The organism is Algoriphagus litoralis (genome assembly GCF_003259255.1).
GTDB lineage: Bacteria > Bacteroidota > Bacteroidia > Cytophagales > Cyclobacteriaceae > Algoriphagus > Algoriphagus litoralis.
This window is the reverse complement of record NZ_QGOL01000006.1, coordinates 388,135-407,353: the sequence shown is the minus strand read 5'-3', so window position 1 is coordinate 407,353 and position 19,219 is coordinate 388,135. Positions and strand designations below refer to the sequence as shown.

Below are 19,219 nucleotides of genomic sequence, written 5' to 3'. Positions count from 1 at the left end.
CCTCCTCGGCATCAACATCCTTTTCCTCACAATATCTCTGCGCCGAGGTCGAAACACTTTGGTCATTTTTACCCGGGGCTTAAGCCCCGGTCTACCAAGATTTGACCCTCCCGAAATCGCTTTGCTCATCGGGACTTTCGCTACAGGGTCATTAATAATTCAACATTCAACATTCAACATTCAACATCCATCATTCAATATTCCTCATTCCTCACTTTAAACTCCACACTTTAAACTCCACACTTTAAACTTCCCCATTCCACATTTCTCACTTTACACTTAACCCACTTTAAACTCTTCACTTTAAACTTTACCCTTTAAACTTCCCCCATTCCTAATTCCTCACTCAACATTTAACCTTTAACCTTCCATCCCACCGGGATCTAGTGATTTTTCGATGCCAATTATTTGCTTGGATTATTTCCAGTCAGATTTATTTATCTTAACCCATGATTGTCTCGCGGGATATTACATGAATTCAAAAATTTTTCAAATATGGGTCGTGTTTTTCTTTTCTGCTGGTTTTGTGGGCTGGGATTAGGCCTTGCAGGGAAGGCGTATTCCCAATCATTGACCCAATCCGATTCCCTGCGGCTGAGTTCCCTTCTCCAAAAAGCGGATCAATTCATGATTTCAGGAGATTTTATCCAGGCACATTCTTTTGCGGATGAGGCAGTTGCTTTTGCCAGACAAAAAGGATTGACCTTTCACCATGCTGCTGCATTATTGAAAAAGGGAGAGATTTTTTTGGAGGAGGATCAACTGGATCAGGTTGAAACCCTTGCCAAAGAAGCCCATTCTCTTGGTCAGGAAATGGCTAACGCCGAGCTGATGGCAAAGGCGGAATTGCTGCATGCCCAAGCCCTGATGTATGGGGGGCAGGTCAAAGAATCCCTTCCCGTTTTTGAGCAGGCGATAGAAAAGTATTTCAAATCCCATCCCTCAGAGGAAGCAGCCTTGGCCTACAATGACTATGGGTATGCCCTTGGGCTCAATGGAGAACCAGAAAAGCAGATCAATAACCTGATCATTTCCAAAGAAATCCTCGAGCAAGTCAACCCTGAAAACTTTGCCGAGTTGGGAGTGACCCTCAACAATATTTCCATCGCATACTATTCCCTGCGGGATATGCCCAAAGCGATTGCCTATGCACTTCAGTCCATCGGGTATCGGGAAAAGGCTGGAGATAAAGCAAAAATGGCGCTTGGATATTGCAACATCAGCCAATTTTATCGGGGAATAGACCAAGGAAAGGTGGAAGAATACCTAAGCCTTTGTGCCCAATTGGCAGAAGAGGCAGGAGACCAAGATCGCATGTCTCAAGCCTACATTACTTCAGCCTTGCTTTATAGCGATCAGGGAGATCGGGAGAAAGCGCTGGAATATGAGCAGAAAGCCATGGTCATCCTTCAAAAAAAAGGACAGGATCCGGCTATGATTTCCAGAAGGTTTCTTTCCATGGCGATGCATGCGGTGGCTTTGGAAAAAGACTCCCTTACGGTCATGAATTATTTCAACCAATCCTTGGCCTATAACCAGCGAAACCTCAACAAGGCCAATTTCAGGGATCTCTATCAGCAATTGGCCTTCTATTTTAGGAGCCAGGGTAGGTATCGACAAGCCTATGATTACATCAACTTGCATACGCTCTACCGGGATAGCATCATCCAGGAAAACACATTGAGCAATATTGCCGAACTGGAAAAAAAGTTTGAAACCGAAAAGAAAGACAATGAAATTCTAAGGCTGCTGAATCAAGACCAACTCAAGGAACTGGAAATTGAAAAACAAAAAGCCCTGTTGTCTCAAAACTTGTTGGAAGTAGGGCGAAAAGAGCAGGCGATTACCCTGTTGACCCAAAATCAGGAACTCAATCAGTTGAGGATCCAACAACAAAATGAAGAATTGCTAAAGCAAGGTCTCTTAGCCACTACGAAAGAACAGGAGTTGGCACTTGCTGCAAAGGAAAGTGAGATCCAGGAAAGGCAGCTACAGGAATCCCGACTTTTCCGAAACCTCAGTTTTCTGGCCTTTGGCATCTTGGTTTTGATCGGGTATTTCCTCTTCAACCGGTACAAACTTCAACGAAAATTAAAGGAACAGGAGGCCTTACTTGCCATCCGGGGAGACATTGCCAAAGATCTTCATGATGAAATTGGCTCTATCCTGACGAGTATCAAGATTCTTTCAGAGGTGTCTGCCAAGAAAATGGCCGGAACGCAAGAGCCCATTCGGCCCTACCTTCATCAAATCACAGCACAATCCGTGGAAGCCCAACAAGGGATGAGCGATATAGTCTGGGCCGTCAACCCTGAAAATGACAAAATAGGAGATCTGGTGGTTAGGATGAGGGAATATTTGGTCAAAACGCTGGAACCTAAAGATATTCAGATCCAACTCCTAGTCGAGGAGCAGGTGGTTCAAAAAAAACTGACAATGAATCAGCGTCGAGACTTCCTAATGATGTTCAAGGAGGTAATCAACAATATCGCCAAGCATGCCGAAGCCAAAAAAGTGTCGATTCAGCTGCTTGCTAAAGGGCAGGACCTGCTTTTTTCGACCAAGGATGATGGGATAGGGTTTGACTTATCTGCAAGCCGATCTTCCAGCGGACTCAAAAATCTTTACAGTAGAGCCAAAGCAATGGGTGGCACTTGTACGATATCCAGTGTGATTGGATCTGGGACTGAGGTGCAGATTCTGCTGCCCCCCGCATGATTATGTAGTTCTATTTGCCTTAGCGGTTGCCTATTTTTAGTGTATGAAAGCAAAAGTGCTGGTATATGATGACAACGAAATGCTCCGGAGCAGCATTCGTTTTTTGGTGGAATCTGAACCTGAAATGGAGCTGGTTGCTTCCCTTCCCAATGCGCAATCCGTCGAAACCGATATCGTCCAATACCAACCGGATGTCATCCTGATGGATATTGACATGCCTTTGGTCAATGGGGTTCAGGCCGTAGCACGTATCCGAAAAATAGAGGAAGACTTGCCCGTGATCATGTTGACGGTATTTGAGGACAACGAAAACATCTTCAATGCCATCTATGCTGGTGCCTCCGGATACATCCTCAAAAGACATCTCAGTGAGGAGATTGCAGGTGCGATCCGCACAGTATTACAGGGAGGAGCGCCAATGACTGGCTCAGTGGCAAAAAAAGTACTCAAAATGCTACCTCAGGCCAAGAGCCAGGAGCAGGAAAAAAGTAACCTCACGGAAAAAGAAACGAAAATTCTGGAGCTTTTGGTCCATGGATTTAGCTACAAGATGATCGCTTCAGAGATTTTTATCAGCATCGATACCGTCCGGTTTCATATCAAAAAGATTTACGAAAAGCTGCACGTTCACTCCGCCACCGAAGCAGTATCCAAAGCCCTCAAAAATCGTCTCGTTGAATAATTGAGCGGATATTTTGGGATGTGGTGGTGATTTCCACATGATTATGTAGTTGAGAGGCATTGGCTTAGGTTCTATTTTTATCGAAAAATCAGAATCATGAGACAGCTGCTTTTACTTCCGTTTATTCTTCTGGGGGAATGGGCCCTATGCCAAAGTATACCAGAGAAAACCAAAGAGAAGACTGAACAAAAGGTCATTCAGCGGACGGATCAAAAAATTGATCAGGGCATAGACGAGGGCCTCAATAAAGTGGAAGAGGGAATCAACAGCCTTTTTAAAAAGAAGACAAAGAAGTCGAAAGAGGAACCGAATGAAGAAGAGGAAGTGAGCGATTCTGGCAGTGCCAAATCCACTTCATCCAAGTCACCCGCTCAGGCTTCTGATTTTGTGCCGGGAGTGGAAGTGTTGTTCAGTGATGATTTTAGCCAAGATGCCTTGGGGGATTTTCCTGCCAAATGGAATACCAATGGCAGTGGGCAGGTGGTAGCCATAGATGGTCAGCGCTGGCTGGAGGTAATCCACAACAGTATCGTCAACCCCGTGATGGATCAGGCTCTTCCGGAAAATGCCACTGTCCAGTTTGATTTGCTGTTATTGGAGGACGGATCCACGCCATTTGTGCAGTTTGGTCTGACCAACGTCCGGGATATTCTCAGGGAAGATGTCAACTACGGGAATAAATTTTTTGTGAATATTCATGGTTTTGCTGGAAATGATACAAAAACGCTGGAGTATGGACTCAAAGCAGATGTGTTGGGCAATAAGAGTGATTTTCCACTGACCCGCTATGTCAACGAGGTACTTCATGTGGACATTGCCATTAATAAAACGAGGGTCAGAATTTATTTTGACGGGCAAAAACTGATCGATCTACCCCGTGCCCTAAGTCCTGATCTACTCAACAATTTCTTTTTCAACAACAACTACGTCATTCCTGCCTCCGAGACACCCATGTATCTTGGAAATGTCCGCATAGCCTCCGCCGAAACTGATGCCAGAAGTCTGTTGATCAAGCAACTGATGGAAGAAGGAACTGCCTCTACCTCCGAAATCCTTTTTGCAGTAAATAGTGATATCATTGAGCCTTCCTCCTTTCCCATCCTGGATCAAGTTGGTCAGGCATTGCTGAGTAATCCGGGAATGAATCTTAAAATTACAGGCCACACTGATAGCGATGGAGACGATTCCAGTAACCTGGCCCTGTCGATCAACCGGGCTAATTCGGTCAAGACCTATTTGATCACCAAAAAAGGCATAGAGGCAGGAAGGTTGACTATTGATGGAAAAGGGGAGACGATGCCTGTGGCTCCGAATACCTCTGCCGAGGGCAAAGCCAAAAACAGAAGAGTGCAATTCACAAAAAACTGAGAGATGAAAAGTGCCCTGATTCTGTTTTTTATGGTGCTTTTGATCTGGGATGCGCAAGCGCAAAAGTCGGATAAAGAAAAAGCACTTGATGCCATGATTCAGTCGGGAATGATACGCCGGGAAGGGAATAACCTGATTGTGAAAGTGCCCAGCAATGCAGATACTGCGCAGTACAAACTGATGTACAGTGGCCTGATCACGGATCCAGAGATCCGGTTAAGATTCGAGACTTCGACTCCTGTGTCAGCGACTGCTCCACCAAGCGGTCCCCTTTTTTCCAATCAGGGACTCAATACCTCCGGTCAAGCACAGGTAATTCCACAGGATCTGGGTGCTATGAGCTCCCCATCTCAGGCTGCAGTTCAATCCCACATGGTTGTTTTTGGATATGCGGGAATGATTTCACCCACTGCCAGTCAGCAGTTTACAGAGCATTCCTGGACTGTGCCAGCAGGTGTGACGTCTGTTCGGATGGAGGGTTGGAGTGCTGGAGCAGACGGCTATGGCACGGGTACAGGGGGAGGAGCAGGAGGGTATTTCCTTTCGGTAATTCAGGTGGTCCCGGGTACCGTATTTCGGATTCGCATTCCCGCGAGTGGGAGAAATCTGTATCCCTTGGTCATCCAATCGGATTTGGGTTCCCTGACGATGACCAGTGGCAAGCATCCCGCCGTGGAGATGAGAGATTTGACCCCGGAGGCTTCTAAAGGTGGTTTTTTGGAACGGACCTCTGGAGTTTTTGAGAGAAATACTTTCAGCATTCGTGGAGAAGCGGGTCACCCGGTCAAGGCAACACCTTTGCGTGAAATTGCCTCCAATGTATATACCTATCAAATCATCGGAGGAAAAGGCGGGGATGCGCCAAGAGGAGGATCGGGTGGCAATGGGATTTTCAAGGTTACCGGCTTTCCGGAATTGTCTAAAGCTGCACAGCCCGGAAATTTTCCAGGAGGCGGTGGAGGTGCAGGCTATGAGCAATATGATCCCAACGCCACGGAAATCAATAGTAGTTCTGGAGCATCTGGGGTACTGATCATTTACTATTGAAAAGATGAAAAAACTGGTTTTAGCCTTTCTGTTAGTTGGTTTTGGTCTGGGAGAACTTACGGCCCAAGATCGGGAGCGAAGAGATAGTCTGGTATTTACAGACCATCCCCACAGACCCTTTTTGCTTTCTATTTTGGAAGCCCCGGTGCTGGAGGGAATGAGCGAACCAAGGATTATTTTGCCAAATGTCCAGCTGCTCTGCTATGACAAGACGATCACATTCAAAGTAACTACACCCTCTGGTGAATCTCAGGGCTGTCTTTTTATCGATACGGAAGGCGGATTTATGTCATTCATACCTCCCAAACCGGGTGAGTCGCCTGATTGTACGATTAAGCCGGAGGATGAAGATTTTGACCTTACCGTCATGGGCTTGGCGGGAAATTCCTATCATTATTTCAACTATCGAAACAACGGAACTCTATATCATGGTGTCACCAATTCAGGGATAGAGACCACGCAAATTTCCTATACACACAGTCCGGAACCCATAGAGCTTCGCAGGACCGAAATGACCAAAGAGTTTCTTGGGGGCAAAGTGAAAGCTTTCGCCTACAAAGTCACCGACCGCACCGAGCTTTGGTATCTGTTTGGAAAAGAGTTGCCGGACAAAGTCAACTTTGCTCCTAAAAAGTATCTGGGCAATTTTGGAATTGGTTATCAGCAAGCCGAGGGAGGCCTTTTTCTGATCTTGGAAGTGGAGGGCTCTCCCTACGATGCGCAAATCGTGGACATCCGGGACGTGCAAAACTGTTTCGATAGCCGTCCTTTCAAACCGATGGAAACGGAGATCTTCGAACGAGCGCTGGAAAGTAATGAGCGGGAAAAGCAAAAGATAGAGCGGCAAGCCCAGAAGATCAACTCCGAAGACTATTGCGCCGGGATCAAGGAACGGAATTTACAATTTAAGCGGGAAGTGGCGGAGCGTAAAGATGGCCAGTTGAGAGCAGGGCAGAGTTCCGCTCAGTCCCGGCTAGGTCAACCAAATCAGCAGTCTGCAGCCACCTACCAGGGTTTTTCCCAGACCATGTTCAACTTTGATGACATGATTCAAGAAAGCATCTACGATATAGAACTCCGAATATGTGAGCAGGAGCGCATGCTTACTTTTCAGGGAAATGCCAACAGTCCTTCGACGGTTCAGCGAATCCGAGCCAAAATCGAATGTCTCGAGCAGGAAAAGCAGGGACAGATAAACATGAAGGAGCAGTTTGCCCAAATGGACGCTGCCAATAGCAACGATCCCCAGCTTCCGTACAAGAAACTCCAGCAGCTGTCTTCCTTACAAAGATCCCGCTGCAACTAAACGAAATGAAGCAATGAACTGTAAAATCATGATTTTGTGGGCTTTTGCCCTTCTTGCCTGTGGACGACCCGAAGGAGTGTCGACCGCTGTCTCCTCCGAACAGGTTTTGGATACACCTGCACTTGAATCACCTACGTCCGGAGCGATACCCTGCGGAGATATCCCATTTTTCCAGCCCGGCACCGAGATAGTTTCCAAAGATTTCTCTAAAACTGGAAAGGAAACCTCGGCTCAGACCATACAGGTCCTGAATGTTCGCCAGGAAAATGGTTTTTCCATTGCGGAGGTGCAGGGGACCGTTCGATCACTTCCCAATGGACCGGAAACGCAGGTAAAGTTCAGCTACCGATGTGATGGCAGTAAGCTTTACTTTGACATCGCATCAATGTATCGAACTCAGGCAAAAGCTCAGGATTCGACCTTTCAGTCATCCGAATTTGTTCTTCCGCTTCAACTGAAAGTAGGGGAGAGTCTGCCGGATATCGTCTCTACTGTTCGTTCAGAACAGGGAGGCCGGCCCAGTTCGATGACGATTACCCTTTCCAATCGGAAAGTCACCGCGCAGGAGTCTGTCACCACGGAGGCGGGCACTTGGGATTCATTTAAAATCACCAACGATCTCCAGATCGATATGGAACTTCCCGGCATGGATGCGAAGATGAAAGAGATGATTGCAAAAATGCAGGCAGAGAACAAATTGACTTCCATTACCTGGTTTGCACCGGAAATCGGGATAGTCAAATCAGAAACCTACAAAAACGGTGAATTGGAGTCAGGCAACCGGATTGTGAGTATTCGTAGCATTAAGCCTTAAGGTATCCGGTCTCAATGAAAATGTTGATTTGACTTCATTTTTCATTCCCCGGTTTCATCGCGCCTCCTTAGCCGGGTTTATTGAAATTTCGAGTACAACCTGTCCAGGAACCTATTTGCGACGTATAGGCTTACTGATCTTTTTGGCCATCTGCAGCTTGTAATCGCTTTGCGATCATTTCCTCTTGCTTTCAAAAAAAATTATCTCCTTCTGAGATCGATTAATTTTGGTCTTTGGCATCCTTGTGGAGCAACATTTTCATCATTCTCCCAAGGTCAATTTCTATTTCTATATTTCTCTTTTTCCCTGAGCTTCAGGTCTACTCAAAATACCAAACGGGAAAAAATTCTCCCTTAATTGACTTGAAACTCTACCTTAAAGTCACTTCCCTTTCCGGGAACAGATTGAATGTGAAATTGTCCGTCTAGTTGATGGACAAGATTTTGAACCAACCTCAGCCCCAAGCCAAAGCCTTCTTCTCCTTCCGAGCCTTCCTCACTAGAATTATTGAAACTTAAAATCTCAGCAATTTTTTCCTGAGTCATGCCAACACCATTGTCTTTTACTTTTCCAATAAAAATCCATTTCTCCTCACGCTCCTCGACAGAGATTTCCACCTGAATCAAGCCTTTTCTTGGGGTAAATTTGATCGCATTGGAAATCAGATTTCCCAGAATCTGTAAAACGAGATTTTTGGAAACTGAAAAATCCGGGGAGGAGTTCAACTTGATCTGAAGACTGATTTCTTTGATGACAGCTTGAGGAATATACAGCTGGATAAGTCTTTCCTGGAGTTGTCCCAGGGTAAATTCCACCATCGACTTTTCCAGTTCCCCTTTTTGATTAAACTCCTCTCTCAGTAGACTGCTGACCATATCCATCACTCCATTACCGCCATTGATCATCAGCCCCATTATTTCCCTGGTTTCTGCAGGGTTCTGCTCATCTTCTGCAATTATTTCCGCCAATCCTACGATACCACTGATCGGTCCTCGGACATCATGCGCAATTTTATTGGTGGTTTTTTGTTTGTGAATCAGCTTTTCGTTGAGTTCAATAATAAACTGATTGATTTTCAAACGATCCACAATTTGCTTTGCTACGTGGCTCAATAGGTCCTTTTGGGATTCGGTAAGTTTGATGGTTTTTGGATCAAGGACACAGAGGGAGCCGATGGCATATCCTTCCCGAGTGGTCAGGGGTACTCCCAGATAATAGCGTAGCTTCAAATTTTCGGTGACATAGTTTCGATCCTTAAACCGATCATCCTGGCTAAGGTCCTCTACTTCAAAATATTGGTCTACTTCCTGTTGAATGGTAAATTGGCAGACCGATTCTTCCAATGGCATCTGACCTCCCTCTATTCCTTGGGAAGCGATAGTCCATTGGGTGTGGGCATCCAGAAGATTAATCATGGAGACTTCGGAACCGGAGATTTTGGCAGCCAGAATGACTAAATTGTCCAAACCTCTGTTGGGTTCAAAATAGTCTACGCCCAAACTGCTCAATGCCAACAGGCGTTGGAGTTCAGTGATAGTTGGTTTACTCATAGTACTCGAAAAGATCTGATTCTAATCGCTAGAAAAAGGGGAAGAATATAGGGTAGTAAGCATTACAAAAGTAATCGCTTAACCTTGCCATCCAAGTGAAACTTGACCAATATCAAAAACTAAAAGTATATCCAATTCCAGCGTTTTAACCTAATCGAGGAGGAATCTTCAAACTAGGAACTTTGATCTTGAACAGTTCAGCGTGGTATTCAAGTAGAAGCCCTGATTTTTGGTTTGTTTTTTGCCCCATGTTCAAAACAAGGATTTCAATAATTTACCACTTCCTGAATTGCTTCGCTCATCGGGACTGTCGATCCAGAGGCTTGAATTCCAATTAGAATTTCAGGATTCTCACCTAGGGTTGATTTTCATGAAACGCTTTTCCATGGACTTTGAGACTTCGGCTTCAGTGTCCTGTAAACCACTTATTTGATTGTCGGAATTCAGCATTACCTATTCTTTAATCTTCAAACCTTCATTAGTCAATTTCCTGCATCCTTCGATTCAGCAAGTGTGCTCCAAAGTAATTCTTCAGATGGGTCGGCGGGGTTACTTTTCCAGATATTTTGAATTTTTTCCTCGTCAGGAGCTTTCTGATTTCAACATACTTGTGAAAAAAGCCAAATGCCTTTCTATAACTACCGAGGTTTTATTTTTACTGATCTGCCAAAACCTAGACAAAGGGTAATTGTATCAAAAATTAGGATCAAAATTGAAGTAAATGGGGTTGGATAAGCCAAGCATATTTTTGCTAATGCCCATCGAATTCGGTACCTCTGGAAAAGGAGTCGCCGTTCCTTCTATAACAACCCGATAATAGGTGCGTCCGTTTTCTTCTGGAGTATCCACAAACTCGAGCAGGATTTGATCTCCTGATGCCGCTAGGGTCTCGACATTCCTGCCATTCTTAATGATTTTAATGGTGTAAGTCGAATCAGGCAAGGTAGTTCCAGCAAGTTTGATGGTAAACTTCACCGGACGGGTAGGGGCTTTGGCATTATCGCCCATCATCATATCCATTTCTCCGTCTCCATCGGTATCTGCATAAAACTCCACTCTTGGAGATTTTGGATTCACGCTTATAGAAACTCGCCCTTTGTCCAGGGCCTCTATTACAGCTTCTCCTGTTTTTTCCTTTGCAAAAACCCAGGTCGTTGGTGTCCCGATATAGTTAAAATTGCGCTCAGGAGTGTTTTTGGTAGCTTGTTCGGTGCTGTCAGGATAGCCATGATGGGCATCGCTGCCGCCCCGTCCTGTGATCATTCGTCCAGAAGAAAGCATGTCGTCCCATATCATGATGGCATTCAGGTTTTTCTCCCAAAGAGCCGAATTCCATACTTCTATGGAACTGACCAGATCATAGGAAAAACCAAAATTATCCTTTCCACTCGGGTGATTGGCCGAAAGATGAATTCCCAAATCATTCTTCACTCTTCCGATTAGCGTGTCACGCTGGTCACGCACATCATAAAAGAGCTGATGGTCGTACGGTTGAGCAGAAAAGGTATTTCCATGGCCTCGGGTGGTCGTCCATTCTGCACCATATAATAGCACCAGTGAATCTGAATGATAGGCATAATCCGCCCAGGTGTGATTGGCTACATCGCCCTTTACATGGTTATCATGATCGGTTACACAGATAAAACCCATTCCCATCGATTCCGCAAATGCTAGAATCTTTGGAATGGAATTGTTAGTAGATTCTGTGCTGTGCCGGGAATGCACATGCAAATCACCCGACAACCATACTCCTTTGGAAATTTCAGGAGCTAAAGTCAAACTTTCAGATTTTAAAGAGCCTGAAGCATTCTCTGAATGTGATTGCCCCTTGGCTATACCGAACAGGCCAAAAAACAAGAAGCTACAAGTTAGGACCCGGATAAAGCGGGGTATTCTTATCTGGGGAAGGCTTGTAACTTGGGTTGTCTTGCTGATACAGGTAAATTTTGATGGGGAATGCATGGCTTTTTGATTTGACTTGATAAGAGTAAATGGACTTGGTTGAATGGGATTGGAAAAATCTGGGATAGTAGATGCCTAATCCATTTTAAAACCGAAAAACTTGCGGGGAACTATCCTGCCCTTGGTGTTTTGGATTCCACATTGATTTTTCGGTGGTCAAAGAAAAGGAAATTCAACCAGCGGAATTTTACAGAGACATTAAGTTTATCTTATCAAAAAGCTGTTGCCTGTGTTGATTAGGATTGGGAAATAACTTAAGGATAGACCTCTTGTAAACCAACCATAATCTTTCTCATTCTTCAATCTGTATTTGCAACAAAAAACACGGAGAAAAGTCGCAGGTCATGACTGGTACAGTTTCAAATAGAAAGATTTAGGGAAAGGAAACGATGAAAACGCCGGTACTTGACAATTTGGACATCCTTGTGCTTAACTCCGGGACCTTCTAATTCGGAAATAGATGATTGCACCTGCGATTAGCAGTAGTAGCAGATATATCCAAACAGGACGCTGGGAATCAATGGGTCTAGGATCTCCGATTAATCCTAGTCCAGCCCAGTAGTAGGGATTGGCTAATTCCTCCGGCACTTCGTTTATAAATTCCAGTTTGGCCTCCCGAAGTGCCTGACTTTTTGATTTTCCATCCTTGAGTTTTTCAAAAAAAGCAGAAAGAATTTGGGCGTTTGTTTTCTCATCGATAGACCACATGCTCATGACTACAGATGTGGCACCCGCAAAAAGGAAGCTATGGGCCAGAGAAATTACGCCCTCGCCTCCGCTATATACACCTGTGCCGGTATTGCATGCAGATAAAATGGCCAGTTCGGCTTGGATGTCCATTCCATAGATCTCGTAGGCATGAAGGATCCCATCTGTGGCAGATTCGTCTTGGGTGGTATCGGGATAAGCCAGATAAAGTCTCGAATGGATGGGGGATTGGTGATCGGCCTGACCGTGGGTCGATAAATGGAGAATGCTAGCTGAGCTAGCTTTTTTGTAAAACTCCGACTCCTGAGCGGAATGCTCTGCAAAGAGTAGCCCGCCAAAAAGCTGGGAGGCTTTCGATGCTGTTTGGAGGGAAAAAGGCTGCCGTACCAGTCTTGCCTGGATGGGAGTGGGGTCGGATCTGGAATTCGCCGTCGCTTGATAGGATGCTTTCATTTCTTCCGTAAATCCGGGAGCAAAAAACAGAGGTTTACCCGACTTGGACTTTAAGGTAGCACCAATGCCTGCTGAGGATGCGGAGAGCAGGTAACTTATTTCTATTTCCCGGATCAGGTAGTCAAACTCACTGAATTTGTTCCCTTTCTGGCTAGTAACCAGAATCTCAAAGTTGATCCCAAAGAGTTCTCCATCCGGTACAATCAAGAGCTTCTCTGCTTTTAATTTAGTACGGATAGGAGCCAGTAGACTCATGTAAAGTGTGTGGGCTGCGTCTCGGAATACCATGGGATTTATGCGATCCAGCTGACTTAGGGCCTTTATTTCCGTATCAATTGATTCGCGGGGTACTTGGTAAACCTGGTAGTTGTCCGGAGTAACTAAGAATCCATATACTTGCTCCTCCGTGACCACAAATTCCAGCAGATCATGCCCAAGGTTTCGGAGTTGATTTTGGATTTCTGCCAGTGATTTTGGATCCATGGCTGTCTTCCGACTCCATTCTGGCAGGCCCAGTTTCTTTGCACTATCCTGGAAAAGTTGGTATTCTTCAAGTTTTTGGGTGAGATTCACGAGCTGTTCCTGCTTGGTAGTATCTGCGTTGAGATAGACCGTGGTGAGGGCGTTGAGTTCTACTCGATGGCGATGATCCTCTTTCATCAGGGGAGACCAGTTTTCTTGTTCGGCATCTAGGCTGGCATTATTGGCAGCAAGTCGGAGAAGGACAGCCTTGCCTCGCTCTGCAAATGAAAATGCAGTTTCTAATTCCTCTTTTTGGTCAAAATGATTGGCCAGTATCCATGCGGCATGGGTTCCCTCTTCCAAAATGTCTTTTTGCTTTTTTGCCAGCTCGATAAGGGAAGCTTGGGTGCGCATCCCCAAGACGCTTTTTTCAAAATTGTCCAAGTATCCTTTCACCAATTGAAGGATCTGCTGATAATTGGCCAAATTTTTAGATTCAGCCTGAGAAATCAACCGGATCCGCGTCAGAATATAATCAGCAATCCACGCATGTGGGGGCAATTGGGCTGTCCAAGTAGCTATGTGGTGCAGTGGTGCCTTTGGGACAATTTCCAGAAAAACACTGTCGGAGTACATCAAGCCCTGATCGATCTTTCCGGCTAGCAGATACGCCTCAGCTACTCTGTTGAGTTTGCCTGCTATGGCTATTTTCTCTTCAGGATACCGCCATCTGAACAGTTCAAGTGCTTCTTGATGAAGGGCAATCCCTTGGGAATAATCGCCGGTAGCTATCAGGGAATTGCCAAGAGAATTGAGCGTCTCAATGTAAAGGTAACTGTCCTTGATTCCTGCCTCCTTGTAATGTCCCAAGGCTAAGCGATACCAGGTTTTTGATTCCTCCTGCCTATCCTGAAAGGCATAGAGATCGCCTAGTTGCGACTCCAAATCTGCCAAACCCCTGATATTTTCTTTTTCCAGAGACTTTTGAATAGCATAAGCCCTCTGGAAAAGGGAGTCCGCTTCGGCGAATTTTTTCAGAAACAGTTTGTTGCTGGCTACATGGGTCAATGCTTGCACAATCCCCAGATCATCCTCCCCAAAATTGTGTGTATGAAGTTCCAGTGCTTTTTCAAAGTATGGCTCTGCTAGGGTGAATTCATGGATTTTATTGTAGAGGTTACCGATATTATTGTAGGCAATGGCCAGATACTGGGGGTTCCCGGTTTTCTTATAGGCTTTGTGGCTAATGGCTTCCATCACGAGCATTTCCTGAAGCGCCTGTTGGAATTTGAATTGGGTCTCATAGACGATGCTGAGTTGATTATGCACCAAGGCCATGGTCGGATGGTCAGGATCCAAGTGCTTCTGGGCAAGTGTAAGCAAAGATTGGCTGTAGGACTCTGCTTCAGCATATCGTGCCAAATCATTGGCAATAAGTCCCAAGGACTGGTATACTCCCATGAGCCTCCTGTCGTCTTCCCCATAATTTTTCTTTTGAATACTCAAGGATTTTTGGGCATATCCATAGGCATTTTCGAGGTCTTGCCGATTGAGATGAAGCCAGGAAATATTGTTGTAAAGTGCCGCCACAGTAGGTGACTCCATGAGGGCAGTGGTAATCAAATTTTCGGCTTGTTGGAAAAAACCCCTTGCCTGGTCATAGCGGGTTGAATGTACTAGAAGTTGGCCTTTGAGGTTTAGGGCTTTGATCTTGTTTTCGATATCCACCTGATCAGATCTGGATAAATAGATCGCACTGTCACTCAAGAGTAAGGCCTGTTTGATCCCGATTGCATCCCAGCTAATCTGTGCCCGCTGCACATAGCCTACGACCAGGCTGTCTTCCTCTGCTGAGGCGCGAAATTTTCGAAGCGCATTGGCATTTTGAACCAGTGCATCGGCATACTCTCCGCTTTTAAACGATTTTTCCGCTTCTTGGAAAAAATACACCTGTGCATTGAGTGGCGCTGCGAGCAAGAAAACATAACAGAACCAACTTATTGACACTAAAAATTTGTTCACGGCTGCCCGGTTTTGATCAGGGAATCCAATTTCTGGCATAACTCATCGATTCGGCTATCCTCTCTGTAATCTTGCAAAAGCTTTCTGGCCTGCTCCAATTCCTTGTTTTTGATCCAGATTAGGGCCAGATACCAAGCGGCTTTTTGGTGAAATTCCGACTCAGGATCAGAAAGGATTTGTTCCAAGAGGGTAGCAGCCCCTTCCAAATTTCCTTGGTTGAGCTGGGCCATTGCCAAGTAATAAGTGATAGTATCGCTGCTTACCTGCCCGACTTCCAAACTTTGCCAAAGTTGAATTGCTCGGGCATAGTTTTCCTCTTTGTAGCTCACCATACCTTCCTCGAATTCTGGGGTGTCTCCTGCATCCATGGTCACAGGCAGACCTGGATCTGGATAAAAATAGGCCTCGAACAAACTGTCAGCGGAGTTGGTCTGTCTGGAAAATATCCAGATAACTACGGCAATCCCAAGAACTCCCACCGCGGCAATCCCAATAATTCTAGAAAAGTCTATCCCAATCCGGTGTTTCTGCCCCTTCTTTTCCTCTGAAAAAGCCTGTAACTCCAACATGGCGATGAGCTGTGATTGTAGCTTTACTTCCTCTTGAAGAGGCTTGCTTTGCTCCATTTCTTTCTCAAAGCTCTTCAATTCCTCTCCATGCATCGATTGGAACAAGTACCTTTCGATCTTTTCAAATGTTTCTTGGCTTAAGTCAGGGTTATACTTCTTCATCAGATTCGAGGAGGTCAAGGTAGGCTTGGCGGAGCCGAAGCATGCATCTGTATTTTATGGTTTTGATACTTTGAGGAGTCACTCCCAGGAGGGAGGCGATTCCTTCAAGAGATTTTTTTTCATAATAAAAACCAAAGAGTACCTGTTTACATCTTCCTTGGAGAGTATCCAGAGATTTTTTGATTTTGATGGCAGCGGCCTCGGTTTCTTTCCATTCTTCATGAGAAGATTGGCTGATGTCAGCTAGCTCACTAGTGATGTCCTGCAGATGAACTTTCTTTTTTAATTTGATCTGATCCATCCATTTGAACCTGCAAATCTGCTTGAGGTAGGCATGAAATTCATTCTCTCCTCCCTCAAATGTCCCACTGTGTAGCTTCATCCAAGCAATACTTAGACTGTCCTGAAATAGATCTTTAGCCTCCTGCTCCGTGCCATTGTTTTGAAGAATGAATGAAATACACCAAGGGAGATTTCGTTCATAGGCATTTTCCAGCCATGACTTGATAGATGAAAGTGAGGAGCTTGCTTTCGGATTCACATAAAATGTTTCAGAACTTCAAGATACAGGTCTGAAAGATATACTGATTAACAATTGGTCATTTTTAGTTTTTTAACCTGATGACCACCACAGCCGTACCCCACCGGGCATTGGCCTGTGCGGTATGAGCCGGGCAGTCGATCGGAATGTAATAGGGGTAACTGCTCGAGCTGCTGAACCATCGGGCAAATTCATAGGAATTACCCACTGTCGGAGCCACTTCAGCTGACCAAGTGCGTGTATGTCCTGTCAGGGCTGGGATGGTCTCAGGTCCAAAATCCACCACCGTAGCGGTATAGGAGATTGCATCTGGATCTGCCTCAATCAAGAATCTGGTGTCTGCTCCGCAACTTACCCAAATATCCTCCCGATTGGGGCCCCATGAATCAGTTTGGATCTTGGCTTCTACGATTTTTATCCGCTCTTCATTGTTGATTTGTATATCCACATTCAACTCTTCAAAGAGAAAATATTCTCCATCCACGGCTGAGCGTTGGTATATGCGGGCGGTTACCTTTTCTACTCCTTTGGCAGTCTCTGCATCGAGGCATTCGTACCAGACCCTGTTGGTGTCATATGTAGTGATGACTGTGGAGAAGCTCTGATCTTTGAGTTTGCCGTGCTTTCCTTCCACTGACCAGACGATTTTTTTTCCGGTGAAATCTGAATCTCGTTCACGGACCGGTTCGATATACAGACTGACCCGGTTGACATTCCCCTCTTTCCCAGACAGAATCATCCCCTTGGGCTTCAATACATAGGTGCTCTTTTTGTTGTTGATGACTACGGTGTCTTTACCTATGGATTGGTTTTTGTAAAAAGCCTCCACATAGATGTAGTCCAAGTTATTTTCCTCCGGAAGCTGTCCAGCGCCAGTCTGAGAGTAGTAGGTGACTTTGTTGTCCGAACTCTCAAAGGTAGTTCCTCGATTGCCTCGTCTGTCCTGAATGATTCCGTATTTGCCAGTAGTGGTCCATTTGAAATAGGGAAAATTATCTCCGCCTTCTTCCTGCAGATTTTTAATCTCTGCGGTGATTTCCTTACTTCCATAGCTGGACACAGAGGACTCGCCAGGACTCAAACTGACCTTGGAAGCTCTCGCAGTCAGATTCCATTCATTGATACCTTGGGAAAGATTGATTTGTGTGCTGACCAATATCAGGTCTGTGCTGCCTATCACAGCGTCTATTACTTTGAGAATCTTCGCAAACCGCTGTAATTGAGAAGCATCAATCTCACTAATACTGGATGGAATCTTCCCTTTGTCCACATATCTTTTGGCCAAAAACTCATAAGGCGATTTGAGTAGGTCCTCCATAGCCCCTGTAAGTGAGGCTTCATAAATGTAAAATAATACCGACTCTAAAGCCCCAGGCATATCTCCTTCCATCATCTTGTCATAGGCTCCGGGAATGGCGTTTATCACAGGGGTGTATTTTTCCAGAAAATCCGCAGCTTCCTGACTCACGATGCCACCGACCGGAATATCGTCTTTCCATCCCACTAAAAGCTGTACAGCTGGATAGATAAAATCCAGAACCAAGGTTTCTGTTCCCAGTCTGATCCGAGTTAGGCGCTCCGCATCGGTCATCTGAATGGCCGGGTTTGCTGAGCCAGCTCCAACCACTCTGATTTTGTAGGTGGACTCCACCTCATTTTCTGCCAAGTTCATGTCCAGCGGATTGTCCACTGTGCTTTTGCCAAGAGCTTCACCACCACTTTCTATGATTTGTCCGAGGGCTCCTGTGAGATTCGTGACAGCCGGTGTGGCCGGAACAGCAAAATCCTTGGTGGCAACCAGTCCCGGTCCGAAGTTGGAGATCAAGGTATTGACCGTTCCGTTTTCAAGCTTGGTGGACATCTTATAGGCAAAAGCATGGGCCCGTCGGCGATAGTAATTGTTGACGGAGATTCTGCCCAGATCGCTTTCAAATACCTGGATTCCACTTTGTACATTTCCTTCATCTACATTGATATCCGACAGGCGGGAACGAATATCTACTTCCTTGCCTGGAGGGAATAAGGTTTTCAAGGATTCCTCCAAACTGTTGATGAAATTGCCATTGTCCAAAAGGTAAGGATCGGCCTTCCAGGCTTCCTCAAAAGACTCGATGTAGCTGGCCGCAGCCTCCACTTGGGTGATTTGCTCAAAAAACTCTTGGGTATTATCCTGGGGATTAAGCCAAAGGGTCGATCCCATATAAAGCAAAACCTCCGCTGTAGTTTTTGGAGTTAGCTCATTCTGGGTTTGGGATAGGAATCCCATCAAAAGCAGTTGGTCATCCTTGCTAAACAGGTATGCCAGATTTCCTCCATCTGGTGTATTCACCGCTTGGGTTTTTCCGTCAGCTGCTACGGGAAAGGGGATCCCAAAGGAAAGTAGTTTGGCGCCGCTGAGGTCTAAATTGGCTCCGGTTGGCAAATTAACCTGAACACTTCGTGTTTCCACATCTGAGAGGGATGGATCAGTGCCGGGGTCAATGGGCTCCGGGTCTTCTTGGCAGGAAGAAATGAGTGTAAAAAACAGGATAATTAAGAGAGGTAAAATTTTCTTGCTCATGGCGGTTGAGTTTGGAAGGTGGGAAAAAGGTATTCAGCATTCATCCAAAGAAGGCCGATCCATCTTCATATCTGAAAAAATCAAAAAGGTGAACAGGGAAAACAGAAAAAAATGATTTTTTTGGATTTCCGAACAAGGAGGTGATCAAGATTCAAGTCAATCCAGTTTGCCTTTCATTTGCGAGGATTAGGCGCTTTAGGTGGCTGGATTCATCTTTGGAGAAAGATTGTCGGTACTAGAAATTGATCCAGTGTAACTCCTATTTTATTGGCAGTTTATTTTTGGCATGATGGTT

Annotated in this window: 12 protein-coding genes; 6 read left to right on the top strand and 6 right to left on the bottom strand. The window is 45.3% G+C overall.

Annotated features, from left to right (window positions below):
• The first annotated feature begins 495 nt into the window (after window positions 1-495).
• From DK188_RS07440 to DK188_RS07415, 6 genes are all read left to right on the top strand, one after another.
• Window positions 496-2,718, top strand: coding sequence for a tetratricopeptide repeat-containing sensor histidine kinase (locus DK188_RS07440; protein ID WP_111670167.1), 2,223 nt, complete (start codon window positions 496-498; stop codon window positions 2,716-2,718).
• A 43-nt stretch (window positions 2,719-2,761) separates the two neighbouring features.
• Window positions 2,762-3,400: a response regulator gene (locus DK188_RS07435; RefSeq protein WP_111670166.1), complete on the top strand. Its 639-nt coding sequence runs from the start codon at window positions 2,762-2,764 to the stop codon at window positions 3,398-3,400.
• Window positions 3,401-3,496: 96 nt separating this feature from the next.
• Complete coding sequence (locus tag DK188_RS07430) at window positions 3,497-4,768, top strand: OmpA family protein (protein ID WP_111670165.1); 1,272 nt, start codon at window positions 3,497-3,499, stop codon at window positions 4,766-4,768.
• A gap of 3 nt (window positions 4,769-4,771) precedes the next feature.
• Window positions 4,772-5,815: a hypothetical protein gene (locus DK188_RS07425; protein WP_111670164.1), complete on the top strand. Its 1,044-nt coding sequence runs from the start codon at window positions 4,772-4,774 to the stop codon at window positions 5,813-5,815.
• Window positions 5,816-5,819: 4 nt separating this feature from the next.
• Window positions 5,820-7,121 carry a hypothetical protein gene (locus tag DK188_RS07420; protein WP_111670163.1) on the top strand — a complete coding sequence of 434 codons (1,302 nt, stop codon included), beginning with the start codon at window positions 5,820-5,822 and terminating at the stop codon, window positions 7,119-7,121.
• Window positions 7,122-7,134: 13 nt separating this feature from the next.
• A complete protein-coding gene (locus DK188_RS07415; protein WP_111670162.1) occupies window positions 7,135-7,935 on the top strand; it encodes a TapB family protein in 801 nt (266 codons plus the stop codon).
• 353 nt (window positions 7,936-8,288) lie between these two features.
• Here the strand turns inward: DK188_RS07415 and DK188_RS07405 are convergent, their stop codons facing one another.
• The 6 genes from DK188_RS07405 to DK188_RS07365 form a co-directional block, all read right to left on the bottom strand.
• Window positions 8,289-9,485, bottom strand: coding sequence for a GAF domain-containing sensor histidine kinase (locus tag DK188_RS07405; RefSeq protein ID WP_111670160.1), 1,197 nt, complete (start codon window positions 9,483-9,485; stop codon window positions 8,289-8,291).
• A gap of 693 nt (window positions 9,486-10,178) precedes the next feature.
• Complete coding sequence (locus DK188_RS07390) at window positions 10,179-11,264, bottom strand: CehA/McbA family metallohydrolase (RefSeq protein WP_198672979.1); 1,086 nt, start codon at window positions 11,262-11,264, stop codon at window positions 10,179-10,181.
• A gap of 612 nt (window positions 11,265-11,876) precedes the next feature.
• Window positions 11,877-15,092, bottom strand: coding sequence for a CHAT domain-containing protein (locus DK188_RS07380; RefSeq protein WP_198672978.1), 3,216 nt, complete (start codon window positions 15,090-15,092; stop codon window positions 11,877-11,879).
• The gene (locus tag DK188_RS07375; RefSeq protein ID WP_111670154.1) at window positions 15,089-15,823 is read right to left on the bottom strand and encodes a tetratricopeptide repeat protein; all 735 of its coding nucleotides are present in this window, start codon (window positions 15,821-15,823) and stop codon (window positions 15,089-15,091) included. The genes DK188_RS07380 and DK188_RS07375 overlap by 4 nt, the downstream gene beginning before the upstream one ends.
• On the bottom strand, window positions 15,810-16,364 hold the full coding sequence (locus DK188_RS07370; RefSeq protein WP_111670153.1) for an RNA polymerase sigma factor: 555 nt from the start codon (window positions 16,362-16,364) through the stop codon (window positions 15,810-15,812). Before DK188_RS07370 ends, DK188_RS07375 begins: the two co-directional genes overlap by 14 nt.
• A gap of 64 nt (window positions 16,365-16,428) precedes the next feature.
• On the bottom strand, window positions 16,429-18,924 hold the full coding sequence (locus tag DK188_RS07365; RefSeq protein WP_111670152.1) for a hypothetical protein: 2,496 nt from the start codon (window positions 18,922-18,924) through the stop codon (window positions 16,429-16,431).
• Window positions 18,925-19,219 lie beyond the last annotated feature (295 nt).